Source organism: Flavobacterium sp. HSC-32F16 (genome assembly GCF_024171645.1).
Taxonomy (GTDB): Bacteria; Bacteroidota; Bacteroidia; order Flavobacteriales; family Flavobacteriaceae; genus Flavobacterium.
The window spans coordinates 302,015-323,549 of record NZ_JALKAC010000002.1 but is presented as its reverse complement, the minus strand read 5'-3'; the positions used below and the strand labels follow the sequence as shown (position 1 = coordinate 323,549).

General features: G+C 33.9%; 25 protein-coding genes. All 25 read left to right on the top strand.

Annotation, left to right across the window (positions count from 1 at the left end):
- The first annotated feature begins 14 nt into the window (after window positions 1–14).
- On the top strand, window positions 15–1,535 hold the full coding sequence (gene hutH / locus L1276_RS08005) for a histidine ammonia-lyase (RefSeq protein ID WP_253786634.1): 1,521 nt from the start codon (window positions 15–17) through the stop codon (window positions 1,533–1,535).
- A gap of 65 nt (window positions 1,536–1,600) precedes the next feature.
- A complete protein-coding gene (locus L1276_RS08000) occupies window positions 1,601–2,830 on the top strand; it encodes a WG repeat-containing protein (RefSeq protein ID WP_253786632.1) in 1,230 nt (409 codons plus the stop codon).
- A gap of 9 nt (window positions 2,831–2,839) precedes the next feature.
- Entirely contained in the window at window positions 2,840–3,571 is a 732-nt protein-coding gene (gene fabG / locus L1276_RS07995) for a 3-oxoacyl-ACP reductase FabG (protein ID WP_253786630.1), read from the top strand.
- Between the two features lie 195 nt (window positions 3,572–3,766).
- Window positions 3,767–5,002 (top strand): beta-ketoacyl synthase, encoded by a 1,236-nt coding sequence (locus tag L1276_RS07990; RefSeq protein ID WP_253786628.1) that lies wholly within the window; start codon window positions 3,767–3,769, stop codon window positions 5,000–5,002.
- Window positions 4,995–5,249 carry an acyl carrier protein gene (locus L1276_RS07985; protein WP_012023190.1) on the top strand — a complete coding sequence of 85 codons (255 nt, stop codon included), beginning with the start codon at window positions 4,995–4,997 and terminating at the stop codon, window positions 5,247–5,249. The genes L1276_RS07990 and L1276_RS07985 overlap by 8 nt, the downstream gene beginning before the upstream one ends.
- Entirely contained in the window at window positions 5,249–6,127 is an 879-nt protein-coding gene (locus L1276_RS07980) for a lipid A biosynthesis acyltransferase (protein WP_253786626.1), read from the top strand. Before L1276_RS07985 ends, L1276_RS07980 begins: the two co-directional genes overlap by 1 nt.
- 288 nt (window positions 6,128–6,415) lie before the next feature.
- A complete protein-coding gene (locus tag L1276_RS07975) occupies window positions 6,416–7,318 on the top strand; it encodes a dialkylrecorsinol condensing enzyme DarA (RefSeq protein ID WP_253786624.1) in 903 nt (300 codons plus the stop codon).
- A 17-nt stretch (window positions 7,319–7,335) separates the two neighbouring features.
- Complete coding sequence (locus L1276_RS07970) at window positions 7,336–8,469, top strand: beta-ketoacyl-ACP synthase III (protein WP_253786622.1); 1,134 nt, start codon at window positions 7,336–7,338, stop codon at window positions 8,467–8,469.
- Window positions 8,469–8,900 carry a hypothetical protein gene (locus L1276_RS07965; RefSeq protein WP_253786621.1) on the top strand — a complete coding sequence of 144 codons (432 nt, stop codon included), beginning with the start codon at window positions 8,469–8,471 and terminating at the stop codon, window positions 8,898–8,900. Before L1276_RS07970 ends, L1276_RS07965 begins: the two co-directional genes overlap by 1 nt.
- A gap of 62 nt (window positions 8,901–8,962) precedes the next feature.
- Window positions 8,963–9,370 carry an ABC transporter permease gene (locus L1276_RS07960; RefSeq protein WP_253787848.1) on the top strand — a complete coding sequence of 136 codons (408 nt, stop codon included), beginning with the start codon at window positions 8,963–8,965 and terminating at the stop codon, window positions 9,368–9,370.
- A gap of 12 nt (window positions 9,371–9,382) precedes the next feature.
- Window positions 9,383–10,276: a hypothetical protein gene (locus L1276_RS07955; RefSeq protein ID WP_253786619.1), complete on the top strand. Its 894-nt coding sequence runs from the start codon at window positions 9,383–9,385 to the stop codon at window positions 10,274–10,276.
- A gap of 5 nt (window positions 10,277–10,281) precedes the next feature.
- A complete protein-coding gene (locus L1276_RS07950) occupies window positions 10,282–10,686 on the top strand; it encodes a hypothetical protein (protein ID WP_253786617.1) in 405 nt (134 codons plus the stop codon).
- Window positions 10,686–11,684 carry a BtrH N-terminal domain-containing protein gene (locus tag L1276_RS07945; protein ID WP_253786615.1) on the top strand — a complete coding sequence of 333 codons (999 nt, stop codon included), beginning with the start codon at window positions 10,686–10,688 and terminating at the stop codon, window positions 11,682–11,684. Before L1276_RS07950 ends, L1276_RS07945 begins: the two co-directional genes overlap by 1 nt.
- A 6-nt stretch (window positions 11,685–11,690) precedes the next feature.
- Window positions 11,691–12,443: an ABC transporter ATP-binding protein gene (locus L1276_RS07940; protein WP_253786613.1), complete on the top strand. Its 753-nt coding sequence runs from the start codon at window positions 11,691–11,693 to the stop codon at window positions 12,441–12,443.
- Window positions 12,433–13,713: an ABC transporter permease gene (locus L1276_RS07935; protein WP_253786611.1), complete on the top strand. Its 1,281-nt coding sequence runs from the start codon at window positions 12,433–12,435 to the stop codon at window positions 13,711–13,713. Before L1276_RS07940 ends, L1276_RS07935 begins: the two co-directional genes overlap by 11 nt.
- Window positions 13,688–14,137, top strand: coding sequence for a thioesterase family protein (locus L1276_RS07930; RefSeq protein WP_253786609.1), 450 nt, complete (start codon window positions 13,688–13,690; stop codon window positions 14,135–14,137). Before L1276_RS07935 ends, L1276_RS07930 begins: the two co-directional genes overlap by 26 nt.
- A gap of 253 nt (window positions 14,138–14,390) precedes the next feature.
- Window positions 14,391–15,530 (top strand): beta-ketoacyl synthase N-terminal-like domain-containing protein, encoded by a 1,140-nt coding sequence (locus L1276_RS07925; protein WP_253787846.1) that lies wholly within the window; start codon window positions 14,391–14,393, stop codon window positions 15,528–15,530.
- 1 nt (window position 15,531) lies between these two features.
- Window positions 15,532–16,143, top strand: coding sequence for a hypothetical protein (locus L1276_RS07920; protein ID WP_253786607.1), 612 nt, complete (start codon window positions 15,532–15,534; stop codon window positions 16,141–16,143).
- 97 nt (window positions 16,144–16,240) lie between these two features.
- Window positions 16,241–16,858 (top strand): 3-oxoacyl-ACP synthase, encoded by a 618-nt coding sequence (locus L1276_RS07915; protein WP_253786605.1) that lies wholly within the window; start codon window positions 16,241–16,243, stop codon window positions 16,856–16,858.
- Window positions 16,859–16,860: 2 nt separating this feature from the next.
- Complete coding sequence (locus tag L1276_RS07910) at window positions 16,861–17,118, top strand: phosphopantetheine-binding protein (protein WP_012023174.1); 258 nt, start codon at window positions 16,861–16,863, stop codon at window positions 17,116–17,118.
- 140 nt (window positions 17,119–17,258) lie between these two features.
- A complete protein-coding gene (locus L1276_RS07905) occupies window positions 17,259–18,458 on the top strand; it encodes a beta-ketoacyl-[acyl-carrier-protein] synthase family protein (protein ID WP_253786603.1) in 1,200 nt (399 codons plus the stop codon).
- Between the two features lies 1 nt (window position 18,459).
- The gene (locus L1276_RS07900; RefSeq protein ID WP_253786601.1) at window positions 18,460–19,521 is read left to right on the top strand and encodes a beta-ketoacyl synthase N-terminal-like domain-containing protein; all 1,062 of its coding nucleotides are present in this window, start codon (window positions 18,460–18,462) and stop codon (window positions 19,519–19,521) included.
- Window positions 19,518–20,294 (top strand): polysaccharide deacetylase family protein, encoded by a 777-nt coding sequence (locus L1276_RS07895; protein ID WP_253786599.1) that lies wholly within the window; start codon window positions 19,518–19,520, stop codon window positions 20,292–20,294. Before L1276_RS07900 ends, L1276_RS07895 begins: the two co-directional genes overlap by 4 nt.
- On the top strand, window positions 20,284–20,916 hold the full coding sequence (locus L1276_RS07890) for an outer membrane lipoprotein carrier protein LolA (RefSeq protein ID WP_253786598.1): 633 nt from the start codon (window positions 20,284–20,286) through the stop codon (window positions 20,914–20,916). The genes L1276_RS07895 and L1276_RS07890 overlap by 11 nt, the downstream gene beginning before the upstream one ends.
- Window positions 20,882–21,517, top strand: a complete 636-nt coding sequence (locus L1276_RS07885) for a hypothetical protein (protein WP_253786596.1) — start codon at window positions 20,882–20,884, stop codon at window positions 21,515–21,517. Before L1276_RS07890 ends, L1276_RS07885 begins: the two co-directional genes overlap by 35 nt.
- The last annotated feature ends 18 nt before the right edge of the window (window positions 21,518–21,535 follow it).

Below are 21,535 nucleotides of genomic sequence, written 5' to 3'. Positions count from 1 at the left end.
CCAAATCCAATTTAATGAATACAATTAATGAATATTTAAGTTTAGAAGAATTCGAGTCGATAATCTTTGGAAATCAAAAAGTTACAATCAGCGATACGGTTCTAAACAGAGTAAACGAAAGCTTCAATTTCCTAAAAGAATTTTCAGGAAACAAAGTAATTTATGGCGTAAATACCGGCTTTGGCCCAATGGCGCAATATAGAATTAAAGAGTCTGATCAAATTCAGCTTCAATATAATTTAATTAGAAGCCACTCTTCTGGAACAGGAAAACCGTTAAGCCCAATTTGTGCAAAAGCAGCAATTTTGGCTCGATTAAATACACTTTCGTTAGGAAATTCAGGCGTTCATCCGTCAGTTATCAACCTAATGTCTGAACTGATTAATAAAGATATTACTCCTTTAATCTTCGAACACGGCGGCGTTGGTGCCAGCGGTGACTTAGTTCAATTGTCTCATTTAGCTTTGGTTTTAATTGGCGAAGGTGAAGTTTTTTATAAAGGCGAAAGAAGACCAACTCCTGAAGTTTTTGAAATTGAAGGTTTAAAACCAATTCAGGTAGAAATTAGAGAAGGTCTGGCATTAATCAACGGAACTTCGGTTATGACCGGGATTGGAGTTGTAAATGTATATCACGCTAAAAAACTATTAGACTGGTCATTAAAATCTTCTTGTGCAATCAACGAATTAGTTCAGGCTTACGATGATCATTTCTCTGAAGAATTAAACCAGACTAAACGTCATAAAGGACAGCAGGAAGTGGCACTGAAAATGCGTCAGAATCTTTCAAACAGCACTTTGATCCGTAAAAGAGAAGACCATTTATATTCGGGCGAAAACACCGAAGAAATCTTCAAAGAAAAAGTTCAGGAATATTATTCATTAAGATGCGTTCCTCAAATTTTAGGTCCGGTTTTAGAAACGATTAATAATGTTGCTTCTATTTTAGAAGACGAATTTAACTCAGCAAACGATAACCCAATTATCGACGTAAAAAACAAACACGTTTATCACGGAGGAAATTTCCACGGAGATTATATTTCACTTGAAATGGATAAACTGAAAATCGTTATTACAAAATTAACGATGCTGGCAGAACGTCAATTGAATTATTTATTGAATTCAAAAATCAACGAATTACTGCCTCCGTTTGTAAATTTAGGAACCTTAGGTTTCAATTTCGGAATGCAGGGTGTTCAGTTTACAGCAACTTCTACAACGGCAGAAAGCCAAATGCTTTCGAACCCAATGTATGTTCACAGTATTCCAAATAACAACGATAATCAGGATATTGTAAGTATGGGAACCAACTCGGCTGTTATTACCTCAAAAGTAATCGAAAATGCTTTTGAAGTTTTAGCCATCGAAATGATCACCATCGTTCAGGCCATTGATTATTTAGAACAAAAAGATAAAATTTCGTCTGTTTCTAAAAAATGGTACGATGAAATTCGAAACATAATTCCAACATTTAAGGAAGATCAGGTAATGTATCCTTTCGTTCAAAAAGTAAAAGATCATTTGATCAACAATTAAAAATCAATACAAACTGCCCCAAATAGTTTTAGCTTTTTAATCATTAAACATTGAACTTTAAAATCATGAAAAAGACATTTATTTTTTTGCTGCTGGTAAGTATTCAATTTGTTAATAGTCAAGAACTGGCATTAGTTAAAAAGAATTCTAAAATTGGATATATTTCCAAAGACGGATCTTTTAAAATAGAACCCCAATATAAATCGGCCAGAAGTTTTTCTGAAGGTTTAGCTGCTGTTGAAAACGGTGGAAAATGGGGCTTTATTGATACTAAAGGTACTTGGGTAATTCCTGCAGATTTTAAGGATGCCAAAGATTTTAATAACGGAATCGCCACTGTACAAAAAGATAAGGAATGGGTTTATATTGATAAAAAAGGTGAAATTCAAAAAGCTCCTGCATCAGATAAATTATTCGATTTTAATAATGGTGTTGCTTTTATCAGGCAAAACAATAAAGTGGGTTTGATCAACAATAAAATGGCCATTGTTTTAGAGCCAAAATACGATCAGATCAAATCTTTTGAAAATGGTTTTGCAAGAGTAGAACTAAATAAAAACTGGGGAATTATAAATACGGAGGGAAAAGAAGTAGTTGAACCGGCTTATGCTGAAATTGGAAACTATTTTAAAAACACAACCTGGGCAAGAAAAGACAAAACTTTTGGATTGGTAAGCGGCGGAAAATTTATTCCGGTTGACGGAGCCGAAAAAATCTGGGATTTTGAAACTCAGGATTTAACTTTTGCCAAAAAGAACGGAAAAATTGGTTACATTGATTTAAAAGGAAATTGGGCCATTCTTCCTATATATGATAAAGGAAAAGCTTTTTCAAAAAATCTTGCTCCAGTTTTAGTTGGAAAAAAATGGGGATTCATTAATCCGGAAGGAAAATTTGTTATTGAACCAACTTACAGCGATGCCGAAGTTTTCAGTACAAATGGTTTAGCACCGGTAAAAGAAAGTAATTGGGGATTTATCAATGAATCAGGAAAATTAGTAATCCCTACACAATACGGTATTACAACAAATGCTATTATTGCCATGTTTGTACAACAGGACAAAGGTTTTATCGATGGTGTTGCAAGAGTAAAGAATGAAGGAAAATGGGGTTTTCTTAAACCAGACGGAACGGTATTAAGCAATCAATGGTTTGAAAACGCTGAATTATTTTCAAAATCAGCCGAAAAACCTCAGCCTGTTGCAGCTCCGGCCGAAGCCCCAAAACAAGAAACAAAAACAACCAAACCAGCAGCTAAATCGGCAACGAAACCAGCAGCTAAGAAAAAGAAATAAATTTCACTTATGAAGTGTGTATTAGTAACAGGAGGTTCAAGAGGAATTGGAAGTGCTATTTGTAAAAAATTAGCCGTTGAATCTAATTATCATATTTTGGTCAATTACCATTCAAACAAAACCGCTGCCGAAGAAACATTACAAGAAATACAAAAATTAGGAGCAACCGGAGAAATTTTAGGTTTTGATGTTGCCAATTTCGAGCAAGTGCAAAACGTTCTAACACAATGGCAGGAAGCAAATCCTGAAGCAACTGTAGAAGCGATTGTTAATAATGCCGGAATTACAAAAGACGGTCTTTTTATGTGGATGACGCCGCAGGACTGGAATAGTGTTATGAATACAAGTGCAAACGGTTTTTTTAATGTGACACAGTTTTTTATTCAAAAAATGCTTCGCAATAAATATGGCCGAATCGTAAATATAGTTTCGGTTTCCGGAGTAAAAGGAACTGCAGGACAAACCAATTATTCAGCTGCAAAAGGCGCTATTGTTGCAGCAACAAAAGCATTGGCACAAGAAGTGGCAAAACGTAATATTACAGTAAATGCTGTTGCGCCGGGTTTTATTAGAACCGATATGACAAGTGAACTGGACGAAAAAGAATTATTAAAACTTATTCCGGTAAATCGTTTTGGCGAAGCCGAAGAAGTAGCAGATTTGGTAAGCTTTTTGATTTCTAAAAAAGCAAGCTATATTACAGGAGAAATTATCAATATTAACGGCGGAATATATTCTTAAAGAATACTATGTTTGCGAGATTATTTTAAGTTTTTTAAACATAGAAAATTGCTCGCAATCCAAATAGCTATCAGTAGCGAAGTCGCAAAGTTGCTATTAAAAAGACTTATATAAAAAAGAAACTTTGCGACTCTGCGTCTTTGCGAGATTAAAAAAAATTACACTTTAAGGATTAAAAAATTACTTTGAAAGACGATGAATAAGAGAGTTGTAATTACTGGAATGGGAATTTATTCTTGTATCGGAACTTCTTTAGATGAAGTAAAGGAATCGTTGTACAACGGAAAATCTGGTATTCAATTTGATTCTGACCGAAAAGAATTTGGTTTTCAATCAGCCTTAACCGGAATGGTTCCTAAAGCTGATTTAAAAAATTTACTGACTCGCAGACAGCGTATGAGTATTGGTGAAGAAACCGAGTATGCTTATATGGCAACTATCGAAGCATTGAAAAATGCGAATATCGATGATGCTTTTTTTGAAACTCGAGAAGTGGGAATCATGTACGGAAACGACAGCGTTTCTAAAGCTATTATCGATGCTACAGATATTGTTCGCGAGAAAAAAGACACGGCACTTATTGGCTCTGGTGCGATTTTTAAATCGATGAATTCTACCGTTACCATGAATCTTTCAACGATTTTTAAACTTCGTGGTATTAATTTAACGGTTAGTGCCGCTTGTGCAAGCGGCTCACATTCTATTGGATTAGCTTATTTTTTAATCAAAAGTGGTTTTCAGGATATTATTATTACTGGAGGAGCGCAGGAAATTAACAAATATGCGATGAGCAGTTTTGACGGATTGGGCGTTTTCTCTAACAGAGAAAGTGATCCTGAAAAAGCATCACGCCCTTTTGATACTGACCGCGACGGATTAATCCCGAGTGGAGGCGGTGCAACTTTAATCCTCGAAAGTTACGAATCTGCAATTGCAAGAGGCGCTAATATTATTGCCGAAGTTTCAGGTTACGGATTTTCATCAAACGGCGGGCATATTTCGACACCAAATGTTGAAGGACCGTCTACAGCAATGCAGAGAGCATTAGATGATGCTAAACTAAAAGCATCAGATATTGAGTATATAAATGCACACGCAACTTCAACTCCAGTAGGTGATGCAAACGAAGCCAAAGCGATTTTTGAAGTTTTTGGTGAGAAAAATCCTTATGTGAGTTCGACAAAATCAATGACAGGACACGAATGCTGGATGGCTGGAGCAAGCGAAATTATCTACTCTATCATCATGATGCAGAACGATTTCATAGCGCCAAACATCAATTTAGAGAACCCTGACGAAGATGCTTCAAAATTAAATTTAGTTAAAACTACGTTAAACAAAAAATTTGACATATTTTTGTCCAATTCTTTCGGTTTCGGAGGAACCAACTCTGCGTTGGTGGTTAAAAAGTTTAAATTGAACGATGAATAAAGAAGAGATTATAGCAAAAATTAATGGTTTTTTAGTTGATGAATTTGAAGTTGATAATGACGACATTGAACCAAATGCTAATTTAAAAGATACGCTTGGATTAGACAGTTTAGATTATGTTGATTTAGTAGTTTCAATAGAATCTAACTTTGGCGTAAAACTAGTTGAGGCAGATTTTGTTGGAATTTCTGATTTCCAAAGTTTCTACGATCTTATTGAAACCAAATTAAAAGCCAAAACAGCTTAATGAGTCAATGGGATGGCAAATCAAAAGGAACTGTTTTAGGTTATAGAATATTTGTTTTTTTAATTAAAAAAGCGGGTGTTAAATCGGCCTATGGATTACTTTACTTTGTTGCTTCTTATTATTTTTTGTTTCTAAAAAAAAGCAATCGTGCGATTTTTTATTACTTTAAAGAAAGGCTTCAATATTCCTCTTTTAAATCTAGAAAAATGGTTTTCAAAAGTTACTACACTTTTGGACAGACCATTATTGATAAAATTTCCATTTCGGCCGGAATGCGAAATAAATTCACTTATGAATTTGACGGAATTGAAATTCTAAAAAATCTTTTAGCCGAAAAAAAAGGAGGCGTTTTAATCAGCGCTCATGTTGGGAATTTTGAAATCGCCGAACATTTTTTAGGCGATATCGATCTTGATTTTCAAATAAATCTTGTTACTACAGATTTAGAGCATTCGGCAATCAAAAATTATTTAGAAAGTGTTACCCAAAAACCAACCGTAAAATTTATTATTATCAAAGAAGATTTGTCTCATATTTTTGAGATTAATGCTGCTTTGGCCAATAACGAATTAGTCTGTTTTACGGGCGATCGTTATTTTGAAGGCACGAAATCTCTTTCTGAAAATATCCTTGGCAAAGAAGCCCACTTTCCTGCAGGACCATTTTTAATTGCTTCAAGATTAAAAGTTCCGGTTGTGTTCGTTTATGTAATGAAAGAGCCTAATTTGCATTACCATTTATATGCAAGAGAAGCAACGGTAAAACACCGCGACGAAAAAGCCTTACTAAAAGAATACGTAAAAAGTGTAGAAAGCATTGTAACAAAATATCCGCTGCAATGGTTTAATTATTTCGACTTTTGGAATGATTTAAACTGATCACAGATGGAACTGATGGAACAGATTTAAGCAGGATAAATAATCCATCTTGTTTGTTTCGTTTGAGAAACAGCGAAAATCACACAGCGAAAAACCCTACAATCTATAAAATCTGAGAACCTGATTACGTTTCTGTTTAACGTTATTTTTTTTTAACTGCAGCAAAAACTCCTTTAATCCGTTAGATCAGCGGTCAATTAAAACTCCTAAACCTTAATGCGTTAAACAAGAAAATTCGTTTAAATAAATTTACTTACTTTTGTCCGCAACCAAAGCAGTAAAACCTAAATGAAAAATGTTCTCGTTATTTACTATTCTCAATCAGGACAGTTAGAAACGATTGCGCAAAACATCGCAAAACCGTTTTTAAACTCAGAGAATGTAAAAGTAACTTTTCACGAAATTCAGCTCGAGAAACCTTTCCCTTTTCCGTGGAATAAGGATGCGTTTTTTGATGCCTTTCCAGAATCGTTTTTACAAATACCAACAGCATTAAAACCCGTTCCTGAAGAAATTTTAAATACAAAATTCGACTTGGTTCTTTTTCATTATCAAGTTTGGTATTTATCGCCTTCAATTCCAATTAACTCATTTTTAAAAAGTGACCAAGCCAAGAAAATCCTGAACAATACGCCTGTAATTACAATTAGCGGTTCAAGAAATATGTGGATTATGGCGCAGGAAAAAATCAAAACGTTACTTAAAGAAGCCAACGCACAATTAGTGGGAAATGTTGCTTTAGTAGACCGTGTTGGAAATTTAATAAGCGTAATTACAATTGTAGAATGGATGTTCTCCGGAGTGAAGAAAAAGTATTTAGGTATTTTTCCGCTTCCCGGAGTTTCAGAAAAAGACATACAGGAATCTCCAAAATTTGGAGAAGTAATGCTTTCGGCATTTAATGAGAATAATTTAGCCGGTTTACAGCCAAAACTATTAGAAATTGGGGCAGTAAAGATCAGTCCGTATTTAGTGACTGTTGACAAAACGGCCAATAAAATTTTCAATAAATGGTCAAACCTTATTTATAAAAATCAAAAAAACCGAAAAAAGCTTCTAAAAGTATTTAATGTTTATTTATTCTTGGCAATTTGGTTAATCTCACCAATAGTGTATATATTGCACTTTATTTCCTACCCTTTTAAGTTAAAAACCATAAAAAGAGAAACTCAATATTATCAAGGAGTTTAGAAGACTATTTTTAGATTATGTTTGAAGTATATATCACAAAAGCTGCAAAATATTTGCCAAACCAAGCTGTTTCGAATGATGAAATGGAAGCCTATTTAGGTCTGATCAACGATACTGCCTCAAAAGCAAGACGTATTATTTTGCGCAACAACAAAATTACAAGCCGTTATTACGCTGTTGACAAAACAGGAAAAAGCACACACAGTAATGCCGAATTAACGCGAAATGCTATTTTACCGTTATTCGACGAAAATTTTACGCCTCAGGATTTAGAAGTACTTTCATGCGGAACATCAACTCCGGATATTTTTCTGCCTTCGCATGCTGCGATGGTTCATGGTCTGCTAAAAAACAAATCGGTCGAATTAAACTCTTCAACAGGAGTTTGCTGCGCCGGAATGAATTCTCTTAAATTTGGTTTTCTTTCGGTACGATCTGGAAACTCAAATAATGCAATCTGTACAGGATCAGAAAAAGTTTCGACCTGGCTGAATGCTCAAAAATACAATCACGAAGCCGAGAACTTAAAGAACTTAGAAGAACAGCCAATTATTGCGTTCAAAAAAGATTTTTTAAGATGGATGTTATCTGATGGTGCCGGAGCATTTTTATTAGAAAATAAACCAAGAGGACCAATTTCTCTTAAAATAGAATGGATGGAAGCTTTTTCGTATGCTTACGAATTAGAAACCTGCATGTATGCCGGAGGTGATAAACAGGAAAATGGAGAAATCAAAGGCTGGAGCGATTATGCACCGGAACAGTGGTTAAACGAATCGGTTTTCTCCATTAAACAAGATGTTAAACTTTTAGATGAATTTATTCTGTCAAAAGGTGCTGAAAGCATGAAAGCGGCAATGGATAAAAACAACATCAAATCTGAAAATATTGATTATTTCATTCCTCACGTTTCTTCTAACTTCTTTGTTGAAGGATTGAAGAAAGGATTAACAGAAAGAGGAATTGGAATGAGTGACGAAAAATGGTTCATGAATCTTTCAAGAGTGGGTAACGTAGGTTCTGCCTCAATTTACCTGGCTTTAGAAGAATTAATAAATTCAGGAAACCTGAAAAAAGGAGACAAAATTCTTTTATCAGTTCCGGAAAGCGGAAGATTCTCTTTCGCGTATGCGTATTTAACGGTTTGCTAATGGAAACAATGGCACTTTTAGAAAAAGAAACAGTCGAAAATTTATTACCGCAAAAGTTCCCTTTTGTAATGGTCGATGCTATGCATTCTTACACCGAAACTTCTTTGGTTTCTGGTTTAAAAATTCAGCAGGATAACATTTTCGCAGCAAACAATACTTTTCTGGAAGCAGGTTTAATCGAGCACATGGCACAATCTGTGGCATTACATACGGGTTATCAGTTTTTTTTAAGAAACGAAATTGCCCCAACCGGGTACATTGGTTCTATTAAAGAAATTGAAATTAAAAAATTGCCTCAGTTAAACGACACTATTCAATCTGAAGTAACTATTTTGCAGGAATTTGCAGGAATCACTTTGGTGAATATCGTGACAACATTAAATAATGAAGAAATTGCAAACGGACAGATGAAAACCGTTTTAGCTAAATAATATAGATTTTGAATCCCGGAGTTGACATACAAAATTATTTACCGCACCGAGCACCATTGCTTATGGTCGATTTAATTCTGGAAATTGATGCCAACTTTGTAGAAACCATTTTCCTGATAAAAGAAGACAATATTTTTGTTCAGGATACTGTTTTTATTGAAGCTGGGCTAATCGAAAATACAGCGCAGACCTGTTCGTCTATTGTTGGAAAAAAATATTTTTTTGATGAAAACGGGGCAGAAAATGAAAACGTAAATGTAATTGGATTTATCAGTGCCTTAAAAAATGTAAAAATTCATTCGCTGCCAAAAGTCGGCGACACGATAATTACCAAAGCAAATTTAGTTTCAAAATTCGCTGGCGACGATTACACTTTATGCACGATGAGCTGTCAAAGTTCTGTCGAAGACCAGATACTCTTAGAATGCGAAATTAATTTGTTCATTCAGAAGACTGTTTCTGCAATATAATTTTTTTAGATAATGAAAAAAGAAATCTCTTTAATATTCCTTTTTTTATCCGCTTTTGTTTATTGTCAAGAAAATGATGATTTCACAAAACGTTTAAAAGCATTGAATACTCAAAGTGTTACTTATTATAATGTTGACGGAATCGATTTTTCAAGTCAAACTTATAGTTATGATTTTTCTGAAAAGTCGCTAAAAAAAATCTATAGAAAGTTCTCCATAAAGGATAGCGATTTAAAAATTAAAGACGAGTCACTTTTAAACAACAACATACATGTTGTTAAAAATCAGAAAATTACAGAAAACTTAATTCAAACAAACTCTTATTATTTTGTAGAAGACAATAGTAAAACTATAACTATCATTTGGTTTGGATACTACAATCAACCTGATAAAGATTTTGAAAAACAATATATTAATCGAATTTTAAAAAATGAAATTCCTAAAGATATTTTTGAATCAATAAGCATAGACTCAATTGGTTTTGCGGGAAGAAAAATCAAATTGGGAAAAAATTGCTACTGGACAAATGTTAATACAGTTCAATGTCCATATAATGGAGAAATGAATTGGTCTGTTCATAAAAATAGTTCCAGTGCCAAAACCGCTGTTGAAAATCAATTTATAAGCAATAAAACCAGAAAAGATGTTAAAGTTATTTCGGAAGAACAAACTGATGTAGTATTTGAAGGAACAGAAACTACTGCAAAAAAAGTTGTTTTTGATTTTACTGGTATGAAATCATTAATGGCAGGAATCTCTGGCGGAAAAACTTTGACGGTTTATTATATTGCAGAAAAAGTAAGAGATAATTATGTGAGTTGTGTTATGAGTTTTTGGAACAACGATAATTTGACCCAAAACGGATTGGCACCATTATTAGAAGAAGTAATGCAACTTAAAAAATAACCTGTATGGAAAAAGATAACGTACCACAAGACCAAAGCAACTTAACGAAAAACAACGTAAAAGAGCTTTTGTACGCAACAGATGAAAACGGTAATTATACCACAACTTTAAGTACAGGCTGGGAACCAAAAACAATAGCATTATCGAATTCTATCGACGAAATAAACGAACGTATTGCCGATGCCAGACAACAGGTTTTAAATGGCGAAGCAAGTCCGATTGTGTATTTTATGGAAGTCAATAAAATGGATTTAACTATTTTATCAAGTTATGTAGGATTCTGGAAATGGCGTGTAAAAAGACATTTTAAGCCTGATGTTTTTGCCAAATTAAACGACAAAACCTTGAAAAAATATGCCGATACTTTTGAAGTATCAGTCGAAGAATTAAAAAACAGCATCACCAAATAATGGAATTAACTTTCACACATCATCAGTCTGCTCATTGTGAGAATGGAGTAGCGTCAAATCTGCTAAAAAACAGCGGACTAAACATCAGCGAACCGATGGTTTTTGGTATTGGCTCTGGATTATTTTTCGTATATCTGCCTTTTATAAAAGTTAATTATGCTCCGGCAATTAGTTACAGAACTTTGCCTGGACAAATTTTTAACAAAGTTGCCAATCGTTTAAATTTAAAAATAAAAAGACAAAAATTTTCATCGGTATCAAATGCCAATAAAGCATTAGATGAAAATCTAAAAAATAATATTCCAACCGGATTACAGGTTGGTGTTTACAATTTAAGTTATTTTCCAGACGAATATCGTTTTCATTTTAACGCACACAATTTAGTCGTTTACGGAAAAACCGAAACGGATTATTTAGTGAGCGATCCTGTAATGGAGACCGTTACTACTTTAACCCACGAAGAATTAGACAAAGTACGTTTTGCAAAAGGAGCTTTTGCACCACGCGGACAAATGTATTATCCAATTCAAGTTCCTGCGAATGTCGATTTAAAAAGCGCCATCATTAAAGGAATAAAAAATACGTGTCGCGATATGTTGGCGCCAATGCCAATTGTAGGCGTTCGCGGCATCAAATTTGTTTCTAAGCAAATTAGAAAATGGCCGATAAAACATGGAACTAAAAAAGCCAATCATTATTTGGCGCAAATGGTTCGTATGCAGGAAGAAATTGGAACCGGAGGCGGTGGTTTCCGTTTTATTTATGCTGCATTTTTACAGGAAGCTTCAGTTATTTTGAATAATGAAGAATTGAAAGAACTTTCGAAAGAAATGACAAAAATTGGCGATTCATGGCGAGATTTTGCTGTTGAAGCTTCGCGAATTTATAAAAACAGAAGTGCCAAAGAAGACGCTTACAACACTATTGCCGATGAACTTTTGGACATTGCCAACAGAGAAGAAATCTTTTTCAAAAAACTAAAAAAAGCCATCAGCTAAGATATTTTGCAATCCATAATTAAAATAGAATCCCTTTCGAAAAAATACAAAGAAGCCGATCAGTATTCTTTGAACGATGTTTCGCTGGATATAAATGAAGGAGAAGTTTTTGGTTTATTGGGACCAAACGGTGCCGGAAAAACAACTTTAATCTCAATGCTCTGCGGATTAGTAAAACCAACTTCAGGACATTTTACAATTGATGGTTTAGACTATCAGCATCATTCTTCAAAAATTAAAAAAATCATAGGCGTCGTTCCTCAGGAATATGCCTTATATCCTACTCTTACAGCAAGAGAAAACCTGCATTATTTTGGAAGTATGTATGGTTTAAAAGGTTCTGATTTAAAAGATAAAGTGATCGAAACATTAGATCTTTTAGGGCTTTTAAAATTTGCCGACAAATCTGTTGGAACTTTTTCTGGCGGAATGAAACGCCGTGTCAATTTAATTGCCGGAATTCTGCACCAGCCAAAAGTTTTATTTTTAGATGAACCAACCGTTGGTGTTGATGTGCAATCTAAAAATGCTATTATAGAGTATCTGAAAGTGTTGAACCAAAACGGAACATCTATTATTTATACTTCTCATCATTTGGCTGAAGCCGAAGATTTCTGCACCAATATTGCCATTTTAGACCAAGGCCGAATTTATGCAAAAGGAACACCGTCGACTTTAATTGATTCTGTTGAAGATGCCCGAAATCTCGAAGACGTTTTTATTTCATTAACTGGTAAAGACTTGAGAGATGCTATATAAAATTTGGATGTCGGTCGTAAAAGAATTTTTACTGCTTAAACGCGATTTAGGCGGATTAATTATTCTGTTCATAATGCCTTTGGTTTTGGTCATAACCGTAACGTTAATTCAGGACAGCACTTTTAAAAAAGTAAGCGATTCTAAAATTCCAATTTTATTGGTTGATAACGACAAAGGTTCTGTTTCTAAAACTGTTTTTGATAATTTAGAAAAAAGCGACTTGTTCAGCGTTGTAACGCAGATCGACCATAAAACCATTACCGAAGATGTTGCCAGAGAAAATGTTTACAAAGGAAAATTTCAGTTGGCGATTATAATCCCAAAAAATTTAAGTTCTGATTTACAAGCCAAAGTAGACCAAAACGTCGAAAAAATTGTCAGCAGTTTAGGTTTGACAGATAGTACTGCAACCGAACCGCAGCGAATTATCAAAGAAAAAGAAGTAAGACTATATTTTGATCCTGCGGTTCAAATGAGTTTCAAAAATGCAGTCATGAGTTCGATCGACAAAATGATTTCGCAGATTGAAACCAAGTCAATTTACACCACTTTTCAAAATCAGTTAGGCGAAGGAACTACCAATTTTGAACAAAAAAGTTTCATTTCTTTTAAAGAAATAATTCCGAAAATCAACAACAAAGAAGTTCGTCCAAATTCGGTACAGCATAACGTTCCGGCATGGACACTTTTTGCGATATTTTTTATTGTAATTCCGTTGTCTATCAATATTGTAAAAGAAAAATCGCAGGGAACTTTTGTTCGATTAAGAACTAATCCTGTTTCTAATTTAGTAGTGATTATTGGCAAAACCATCACCTACTCAATCATTTGTATGATTCAGTTTTATATGATGGTTGCCGTTGCTGTATTCTTATTTCCTTCTATCGGACTTCCGTCTTTAAATATCGAAGGACATTTAGCCTTAATGAGTGTCGTTGCATTATTTTCAGGTTTCGCTGCCATTGGATTCGGAATTTTATTAGGAACAGTCGCAAGCACACAAGAACAATCGGCTCCGTTTGGTGCAACAAGCGTTATTATTTTAGCCGCAATTGGCGGTGTTTGGGTTCCGGTTTTTGCGATGCCGAAAATCATGCAGATTATTGCCAAATCATCTCCAATGAACTGGGGATTAGATGCTTTTTATGACGTTCTTTTGCGCAATGTTTCTTTCCTGGAAATCATCCCAAAAATAAGTTTATTATTTTTGTTTTTCATTATTACAACAGCCATCGCATTATTTTATGATAAAAAGAAAAGAGCGGTTTAACGAAGCCACAGATTTAACTGTTACCCACGAAATCAGAATTCGTTTTAACGAAACGGATCCGCTTGGAATCGTTTGGCACGGCAATTATATAACTTATTTTGAAGATGGGCGTGAAGCTTTTGGACGTGAACACGGATTGACTTATCTGGATATTGCCAAAACCGGATATACAACGCCAATTGTAAAATCGACCTGCGAACATAAATTGTCTTTACGCTACGGCGATGTTGTAACTATCGAAACAACAGTTGTTGATACGCCCGCTGCAAAAATGATTTACCGTTTTAAAATTATTGATGATAAAGGAGAAGTTGCATGCACAGGCGAAACTGTTCAGGTTTTTTTAGATAAAGAAGGAAATTTAATGCTTACAAATCCGCCTTTTTATGAGGAATGGAAACGAAAAGTTGGCTTATTGAAGTAAGTTTCGTTCCTGCAAGGTTTTCAAAACCTTTTAGGTATAGAATAAATAATCTGTTTAAATCTATAAAATCTGTGCAAAAAAATAAACACAAAGAATCATAGAATTAAAAGTGAATATAAAGAATTAAATAAAATCTAGATTTTACACATAGCTATATGCCTTTTTAAAGCAATCTAAACTATGTATCTATGTGTTAAAAGAAACATACCTACAAGGTTTCGAAAACCTTGCAGGAGAAAATGAGAATCATAAAATGTTAAGAGAAATATACATTACGCAAACCAATTGTATCACGCCATTAGGTTTTGATGTCGAATCAAATGTTGAAGCTATTCTTCGTGGAGATTCCGGCATTCAGCTTCATAATGACATTTCTTTAATGCCTAATTCATTTTATGCTTCGATTATTTCTGATGAAAAAATAAACAGTGCTTTTGCAAAAATCAGTACTGAAATAAAATATTCCCGTTTAGAGAAAATGATGATTTTGGCTTTAGAGCCGATTGTCAAAAATTCTGGAGTTGAATTAAATTCAAAAACCGCTTTTATACTTTCTACGACAAAGGGAAATGTAACGGCTTTAGCAAATGATTCACAAGAAAGCTTTAACAACGCACATTTAGATGTTTTAGCTAAAAACATTTCAGATTTTTTCGGATTTAAAACACAACCAATTGTAGTTTCAAATGCCTGCGTTTCTGGAATTTTGGCAGTTTCAGTTGCTAAAAGAATGATTCAGTCTGAACTTTACGATCATGTTTTTGTAGTAGCTGGCGATGAAGTTTCAGAATTTGTTTTGTCTGGTTTTAATGCGTTTCAAGCTATGAGCGATCTACCTTGTAAACCGTATTCTAAAAACAGAACTGGAGTAAGTTTAGGCGAAGCAACAGCAGCTGTTTTAATTTCGGCGGAAGCCAAAAATGCCAAAATAAAAGTAATCGGCGACAGCTCAATAAACGACGCGAATCATATTTCGGGTCCATCAAGAACAGGTGAAGGTTTGTTCAGAAGTATTCAAAATGCTTTAAAAGAAGCTCAAATTGAAGCAAATAAATTAGATTATATTTCAGCGCATGGAACCGCAACTCCGTTTAACGACGAAATGGAAGCGATTGCATTTAGCCGTTTAGGTTTACAAAATGTTCCAGTAAATAGTTTAAAAGGATTTTACGGTCATACATTAGGCGCTTCGGGATTATTAGAAACAGTAATTGCTATAGAATCTGCCAATCAAAATATTCTTTTTGAATCAAAAGGTTTTGATGAAATTGGTGTTAGTGAAGCTCTTAATGTTATTGAGAAAAATGAAGAGGCAATTATTGAGTATTTCTTGAAGACCGCATCTGGTTTTGGAGGTTGTAATACTGCGGTTGTTTTTGAAAAAATGAAATAAGATGAAATTATCAAAATTCATATTTATAACTATAATTCTTATTTCATCTTTTGGATGTAAAAAGAAAGAAGTGCCTGAATCTGATTTTGAAAAAGGTGTTCTGAATAGTGTCTTTGTCGAAATTGTGGATTCTATTTATATGGATAGACGAATTATACTTCCTTCGCCACCGCCAAGATTTAATTTGCAAACGAACAAAGCGGATACAATTGGTCATTCTGAGGAACTAAAGAAATACTGGCGCTATCAAGATAGTATTAAAAAAGATACAACCAGAATTTTAATAGGTGTCTATGATTATGTCATAAATAATAAAATCAAAAATGAAAAATTTGATTTAACAGCTTTTAAAAGCAATAAAAAGTTTGATTTTCAATATGCCTCAAAATTTCCTGACGAATTACATTGGACTGTACATAATTATAAAAGCGGAATGCCTGTTGGTACAATTGAAATTTCCAACATTAAGTTCAATAAAAACAAAACTTTAGGTATTATTGAAGCAACCGCTTCATGTGGGGGCGGAAAATGTGGAAGAGGGTTCGAAATTACAATTGAAAATAAATCCGGAAAATGGCATATTGCAAAAATTGTCCAAACTTGGGTTTCTTAAAAAACACCATTTACACTAATTCTCACGGATTAATTAGTGGAATTTTTAAGCCTAAAAATTTGTGCCAATTCGTGGAATTCGTGTTTAAATTATAACAATGACTCAAAACAAAACCAACATACAATCCTACATCACGATCCAAAACAACGAAATTGTTTTGAACGGAACCTCTGTATTCAAAATTGAACCAACAGATTTTGCTGATTTCTCTAAACAAGCGTATCGTAATTTTGAAATGCAATATCCAAAGTTTTTCAAAATGGATGCTTTGAGCAAACTGGCTTTTTTAGGATCAGAATTACTTTTGAGTCCAATTACTTCAAATGAAAAAGAACATAATATCGCCTTGGTTTTGGCTAATAAATCGTCGAGTTTAGATACCGATGTAAAATATCAGGAATCGATTTCAGACAAAGAAAACTATTTCCCGAGTCCGGCGGTTTTTGTTTATACGCTGCCAAATATTTGTCTGGGCGAAATAAGTATCCGTCATCAGCTGAAAAGTGAAAATTCTTTCTTTATATTTGATGCTTTCAATTCAGAATTTTTGTGGAACTATTCAGAGATTTTATTAAACACAAATAAAGCTGATACCGTTCTTTGCGGCTGGGTAGAATTTTTTAATGACAATTATAAAGCTTTTCTTTGCCTCATAAGCAAGGAGGAAAACGAGAAATATACAAACGAAACTATCAATACATTATATAATAAATAATCATGGAAGCATTAAAAGAAGAATTAAAAAATAAAATCATTACAACTTTAAACCTTGAAGATATCACAATTGAAGACATTGCTGATAACGATCCTTTGTTTGGAGATGGTTTAGGTTTAGACTCGATTGATGCGCTTGAATTGATCGTGATTTTAGACAAAGATTACGGAATTAAATTAGTAGATCCGAAAGAAGGGAAAACAATTTTCCAGTCTATCGAGACTATGGCAGCTTACATTAGCGCTAACAGAACTAAATAAATTGTAGATTTTAGACTTTAGATTTTAGATTCCAGCCGGAAATCTAAAATCTAAAATGGTTTAAAAATCCGTCAACTTTGTTAAAGTTTAAAACCTTGACTAAGTTCTAAGAATCTAAAATCTAAAATCATAAATCTAAAATGACAAAGGGTGTTGCAATAACGGGAATGGGAATTATTTCTGCAATCGGGAATTCGGTTGAGGAAAATTATCATTCATTAATCGAAAATAAAATCGGGATTTCCCGTATCTCTAATATTTCTACAGTTCATGCAGATGTTATCAAAGTGGGTGAAATTAAAAAAACCAACGATGAATTGATCAGCGAACTGGAATTAAACAGCGATAATAATTTTTCGAGAACCGCTATGATTGGTACTTTGGCAGCAAAACAAGCTGTTGAAAATGCCGGCATTACCTCTATCAACGAATTTAGAACCGGACTTATTTCGGCTACAAGTGTGGGCGGAATGGACATGACGGAAACGCATTATTACGATTATTTCGAAAAACCAGAATTGGTAAAATATATTACCTGCCACGACGGAGGTGATGTTGCTGAAAAAATTGCCGAACAATTAGGTTTAAAAGGGATGGTAACCACTATTTCTACAGCTTGTTCTTCTGCAGCAAATTCTATTATGCTGGGCGCAAGATTAATCAAAACTGGAAAATTAGATCGCGTAATTGTTGGCGGAGCCGATGCTTTGGCAAAATTCACTATTAACGGATTTAAAACTTTGATGATTTTATCTGATGATTACAACAAACCTTTCGACAATAACAGAAAAGGATTGAATCTGGGAGAAGCTGCTGCTTTTTTGGTTTTAGAATCGGATGAAATTGTTGCCAAACAAAACAAAAAAGTGCTGGCAAGAGTTTCCGGTTACGGAAATGCCAATGATGCTTTTCACCAAACGGCTTCTTCAGAAAATGGAGACGGTGCTTTTCTGGCGATGAAAAAAGCTTTTGAAGTTTCAGGTTTAAAACCTTCTGAAATTGATTACATCAATGTTCACGGAACTGCAACGCCAAATAACGATTTATCTGAAGGAAGAGCTTTACGCCGAATTTACGAAGAAGAAAAAGTTCCTGATTTTAGTTCGACAAAACCGTTTACCGGACATACTTTAGCAGCGGCAGCGGCAATTGAAGCGGTTTACAGTGTTTTGGCAATTCAAAATAATGTGGTTTATCCGAATTTGAATTTTGAAACTCAGATGGAAGAATTCGATTTGACTCCGCAGACTACTTTAAAAAATAAAAACATAGAACACGTTTTATCTAATTCTTTTGGATTTGGAGGAAATTGTTCCACTCTTATATTTTCAAAAAGCTAAAATGAAAAAAACATATATAAATGGAGTAGGCTGTATTTCGACTCAAAAAACATTTGATACTGTTTTTTTGGAAGAAGCCAATGTGAATCACGATGAAAATGTACTGGCAATTGTTTCGCCGGCATACAAAGAATATATTTCGCCGGCTGCAAGCCGCAGAATGGCAAAAGGAGTGAAAAACGGAATCGTTGCTTCGGCTTTAGCCATGAAAGATGCGAATGTCGAAAAAGTTGATGCCATTATTACCGGAACTGGTTTAGGATGCATCGAAGATTCTGAAAAATTCCTAAAAAGTATTTTAGATAATAAAGAAGAGTTTTTAACTCCGACTTCTTTTATCCAGTCGACGCACAATACAGTTGGGGCGCAAATTGCACTTTTACAGCAATGTAAAGGTTATAATTTTACGTATGTAAACGGGGCAGTTTCTTTTGAATCGGCACTTTTAGATGCTAAAATGCAGATTGAAGAAGATGAAGCCAACTCAATTTTAGTAGGCGGTGTTGACGAAAACGGCGATTATACTACTGCCCTTTTCAAATTAAACGGACGTATTAAAGCAGATAAAACTGCTCCTTATGACGTTTTAAATTCATCAACAAGCGGTGCGGTTTATGGTGAAGGTGCAAGTTTTTTTGTTTTAGAAAACCAAAGAAAAGAAAATACGTATGCTGAACTTTTGGATGTTGCCATTATAAATACACTAGAAGTAAATGAAGTTGAAGCTGAAATTAAATCGTTTTTAAAATCGAATAATTTAGAGATTTCAGATATTGATGCTTTGGTTTTAGGTTTTGACGGAAATGCTTCTTTCGAAAATTATTATAAAAATCTTGCCGAAAATGCTTTCTCGCAAACCTCAGTTTTATATTACAAACATTTGAGCGGCGAATATGATACAGCTTCGGCTTTTGCTTTTTGGATGGCTTCTAAAATTTTGAAAACACAGGAAATTCCTGAAATTATAAAAGTAAATCAGCTTACAAAACCAGCTTACAAAACCATTTTATTGTATAATCAATTAAGCGGAAAAAATCATAGTTTTACGTTACTGTCAAAATGATAACGCATAAAAACATCTCGATATTTTTTATCCTTTTATTGCTTTTACTGTTTCTCCTGAATCTTTATATCGCAATAGCTGTATGGTGTTTTTTTGCTGTAATTTTTCTTTGGATTGGAATCAACGCTTTTGGTTCTTCGAGAATTTCGTCTAATTATCATGTAAAAACGTTCTGCAATAATCCATTAGAAAAAGAGAAAAAAATTGCGCTGACTTTTGATGACGGCCCAAGTGAATTTACTTTAGAATTTTTAAAACTTTTAAAAAAACACAATGCCAAAGCGGCTTTTTTCTGCATTGGGAAAAATATTGAAACGCATCCTGAAATTGTAAAACAGATTATTGCTCAAGGCCATTTGGTTGGAAATCATTCGTACAACCATTCGAAGTTTTTTGATTTTTACAATGCCAGACAAATACAAGAAGAAATCGAAAAAACTGATGCGCTTCTGGAAAAATTCACTTCAAAAAAAATAAACTTTTTTCGTCCCCCTTATGGAGTTACAACGCCTTCGATTAGAAGAGCTTTAAAATTAACCGGACATAAAGTAATTGGCTGGAATATTCGTTCGCTTGACGGAGGAACCAAAAACCAGGAATTAATTTTAAAACGAATTACAAAACGAGTTTCTCCCGGCGGAATTGTACTTTTGCATGATACAGGCGAGCACTCTGTTTTGGTCTTGGAACAGTTTTTGCAATTTTTACAGCAAAATAATTATCAGGTCGTTTCGATCGAGGAACTTTTGAATCTTAAAGCTTATGCGAACTAAAATATATTTATTCTTATTTCTAATTCTTAGCGTTTTTAATGTGTCTGCGCAGGAACAAAAAATGACAGCTTCTGAAATTGCACAATTTAAAGAAGAAGTAAATCTTGTATCTAAAAAAATCAAAACTTTAAGTACTGATTTTGTTCAGTACAAACATTTGGATTTTTTATCAAAAGATATTGAAACTTCGGGGAAAATGGTTTTTAAAGAACCTTCACTTTTGCAATGGCAATATAAAAAACCGTACAATTACAGTATTACTTTTAAAAACGGAAAAATCCTGATTAACGACGAAGGAAAGAAAAGCGCGGTTGATATGGGCGACAGTAAAATTTTTGCCCGAATTAATAAATTGATCGTAGGAAGTGTGAGCGGAAATATGTTTGACGATAAAGAATTTACCATTTCGTATTTTAAATTGAAAGGTCAGAATCTGGCGAAATTTATTCCTAAGGATGCTGCATTGAAAAAATACATCAAACAAATCGAGCTGACTTTTGACAAGGAAGAAGCAACTGTGGTTCAGGTAAAATTGTTAGAATCATCTGAAGATTATACCAGAATTGTACTTAAAAATAAAGTGATCAATGCAAAAATCGACGATTCAGTTTTTACTAATTAATTGCTTTCTTGCAATTGTTTTGGTTTCTTGCGGCTCCGTCACAAAAAACTATACATCAAAAAAATTAGACAAAACGGCTGTAGAAGTTCCGTATTTTGCTGATTCAAAAACCGATTATGTTTACAAAACTAACATAAGCGTTTACGGAAATGAATTGTCGGGAATTTTCATTGCAAAAAAAATAAACGACACGACACACCGAATTGTTTTTACAACCGAATTCGGGAATAAATTAATGGATTTTGAAATCTCTGAAACGGACTTTAAAGTCAATTCTATTGTTTCAGAATTAGACCGAAAAATTTTGATTAATACTTTAAAAGAAGATTTCCGTCTTCTTCTAAAAAAAGAATATTTGATTCAGAAACAATTTGAAAACGAATCAGCAGACATTTATAAATCGGCAGACGGTAAACGAGACAATTATATTTTTATCTCTAAAAAAGATCAGAAATTAGAGAAGATCGTTCATGCTTCTAAAACAAAAGAAAAATTTACACTGTATTTCAATTCAGAAAATAATATTTTTGCTGAGAAGATTCAGATTGTCCACCAAAATATCAAGCTTAAAATTGAATTGAATTATTTCAAATCTGAATAGAAATTTAAACTAACCATA

Bases quoted from the DNA above. Each gene is read 5' to 3' on its own strand.
- L1276_RS07950 (WP_253786617.1), top strand. From the start codon at position 10,282: ATGGAAAAAGATAACGTACCACAAGACCAAAGCAACTTAACGAAAAAC.
- L1276_RS07970 (WP_253786622.1), top strand. From the start codon at position 7,336: ATGTTTGAAGTATATATCACAAAAGCTGCAAAATATTTGCCAAACCAA.
- L1276_RS07955 (WP_253786619.1), top strand. From the start codon at position 9,383: ATGAAAAAAGAAATCTCTTTAATATTCCTTTTTTTATCCGCTTTTGTT.
- L1276_RS07920 (WP_253786607.1), top strand. From the start codon at position 15,532: ATGAAATTATCAAAATTCATATTTATAACTATAATTCTTATTTCATCT.
- L1276_RS07910 (WP_012023174.1), top strand. From the start codon at position 16,861: ATGGAAGCATTAAAAGAAGAATTAAAAAATAAAATCATTACAACTTTA.
- L1276_RS07890 (WP_253786598.1), top strand. From the start codon at position 20,284: ATGCGAACTAAAATATATTTATTCTTATTTCTAATTCTTAGCGTTTTT.
- L1276_RS07960 (WP_253787848.1), top strand. From the start codon at position 8,963: ATGGTCGATTTAATTCTGGAAATTGATGCCAACTTTGTAGAAACCATT.
- L1276_RS08000 (WP_253786632.1), top strand. From the start codon at position 1,601: ATGAAAAAGACATTTATTTTTTTGCTGCTGGTAAGTATTCAATTTGTT.
- L1276_RS07895 (WP_253786599.1), top strand. From the start codon at position 19,518: ATGATAACGCATAAAAACATCTCGATATTTTTTATCCTTTTATTGCTT.
- L1276_RS07985 (WP_012023190.1), top strand. From the start codon at position 4,995: ATGAATAAAGAAGAGATTATAGCAAAAATTAATGGTTTTTTAGTTGAT.
- L1276_RS07925 (WP_253787846.1), top strand. From the start codon at position 14,391: ATGTTAAGAGAAATATACATTACGCAAACCAATTGTATCACGCCATTA.
- L1276_RS07905 (WP_253786603.1), top strand. From the start codon at position 17,259: ATGACAAAGGGTGTTGCAATAACGGGAATGGGAATTATTTCTGCAATC.
- fabG (WP_253786630.1), top strand. From the start codon at position 2,840: ATGAAGTGTGTATTAGTAACAGGAGGTTCAAGAGGAATTGGAAGTGCT.
- L1276_RS07885 (WP_253786596.1), top strand. From the start codon at position 20,882: ATGCAAAAATCGACGATTCAGTTTTTACTAATTAATTGCTTTCTTGCA.
- L1276_RS07965 (WP_253786621.1), top strand. From the start codon at position 8,469: ATGGAAACAATGGCACTTTTAGAAAAAGAAACAGTCGAAAATTTATTA.
- L1276_RS07935 (WP_253786611.1), top strand. From the start codon at position 12,433: ATGCTATATAAAATTTGGATGTCGGTCGTAAAAGAATTTTTACTGCTT.
- L1276_RS07990 (WP_253786628.1), top strand. From the start codon at position 3,767: ATGAATAAGAGAGTTGTAATTACTGGAATGGGAATTTATTCTTGTATC.
- L1276_RS07975 (WP_253786624.1), top strand. From the start codon at position 6,416: ATGAAAAATGTTCTCGTTATTTACTATTCTCAATCAGGACAGTTAGAA.
- L1276_RS07980 (WP_253786626.1), top strand. From the start codon at position 5,249: ATGAGTCAATGGGATGGCAAATCAAAAGGAACTGTTTTAGGTTATAGA.
- L1276_RS07930 (WP_253786609.1), top strand. From the start codon at position 13,688: ATGATAAAAAGAAAAGAGCGGTTTAACGAAGCCACAGATTTAACTGTT.
- L1276_RS07900 (WP_253786601.1), top strand. From the start codon at position 18,460: ATGAAAAAAACATATATAAATGGAGTAGGCTGTATTTCGACTCAAAAA.
- hutH (WP_253786634.1), top strand. From the start codon at position 15: ATGAATACAATTAATGAATATTTAAGTTTAGAAGAATTCGAGTCGATA.
- L1276_RS07945 (WP_253786615.1), top strand. From the start codon at position 10,686: ATGGAATTAACTTTCACACATCATCAGTCTGCTCATTGTGAGAATGGA.
- L1276_RS07915 (WP_253786605.1), top strand. From the start codon at position 16,241: ATGACTCAAAACAAAACCAACATACAATCCTACATCACGATCCAAAAC.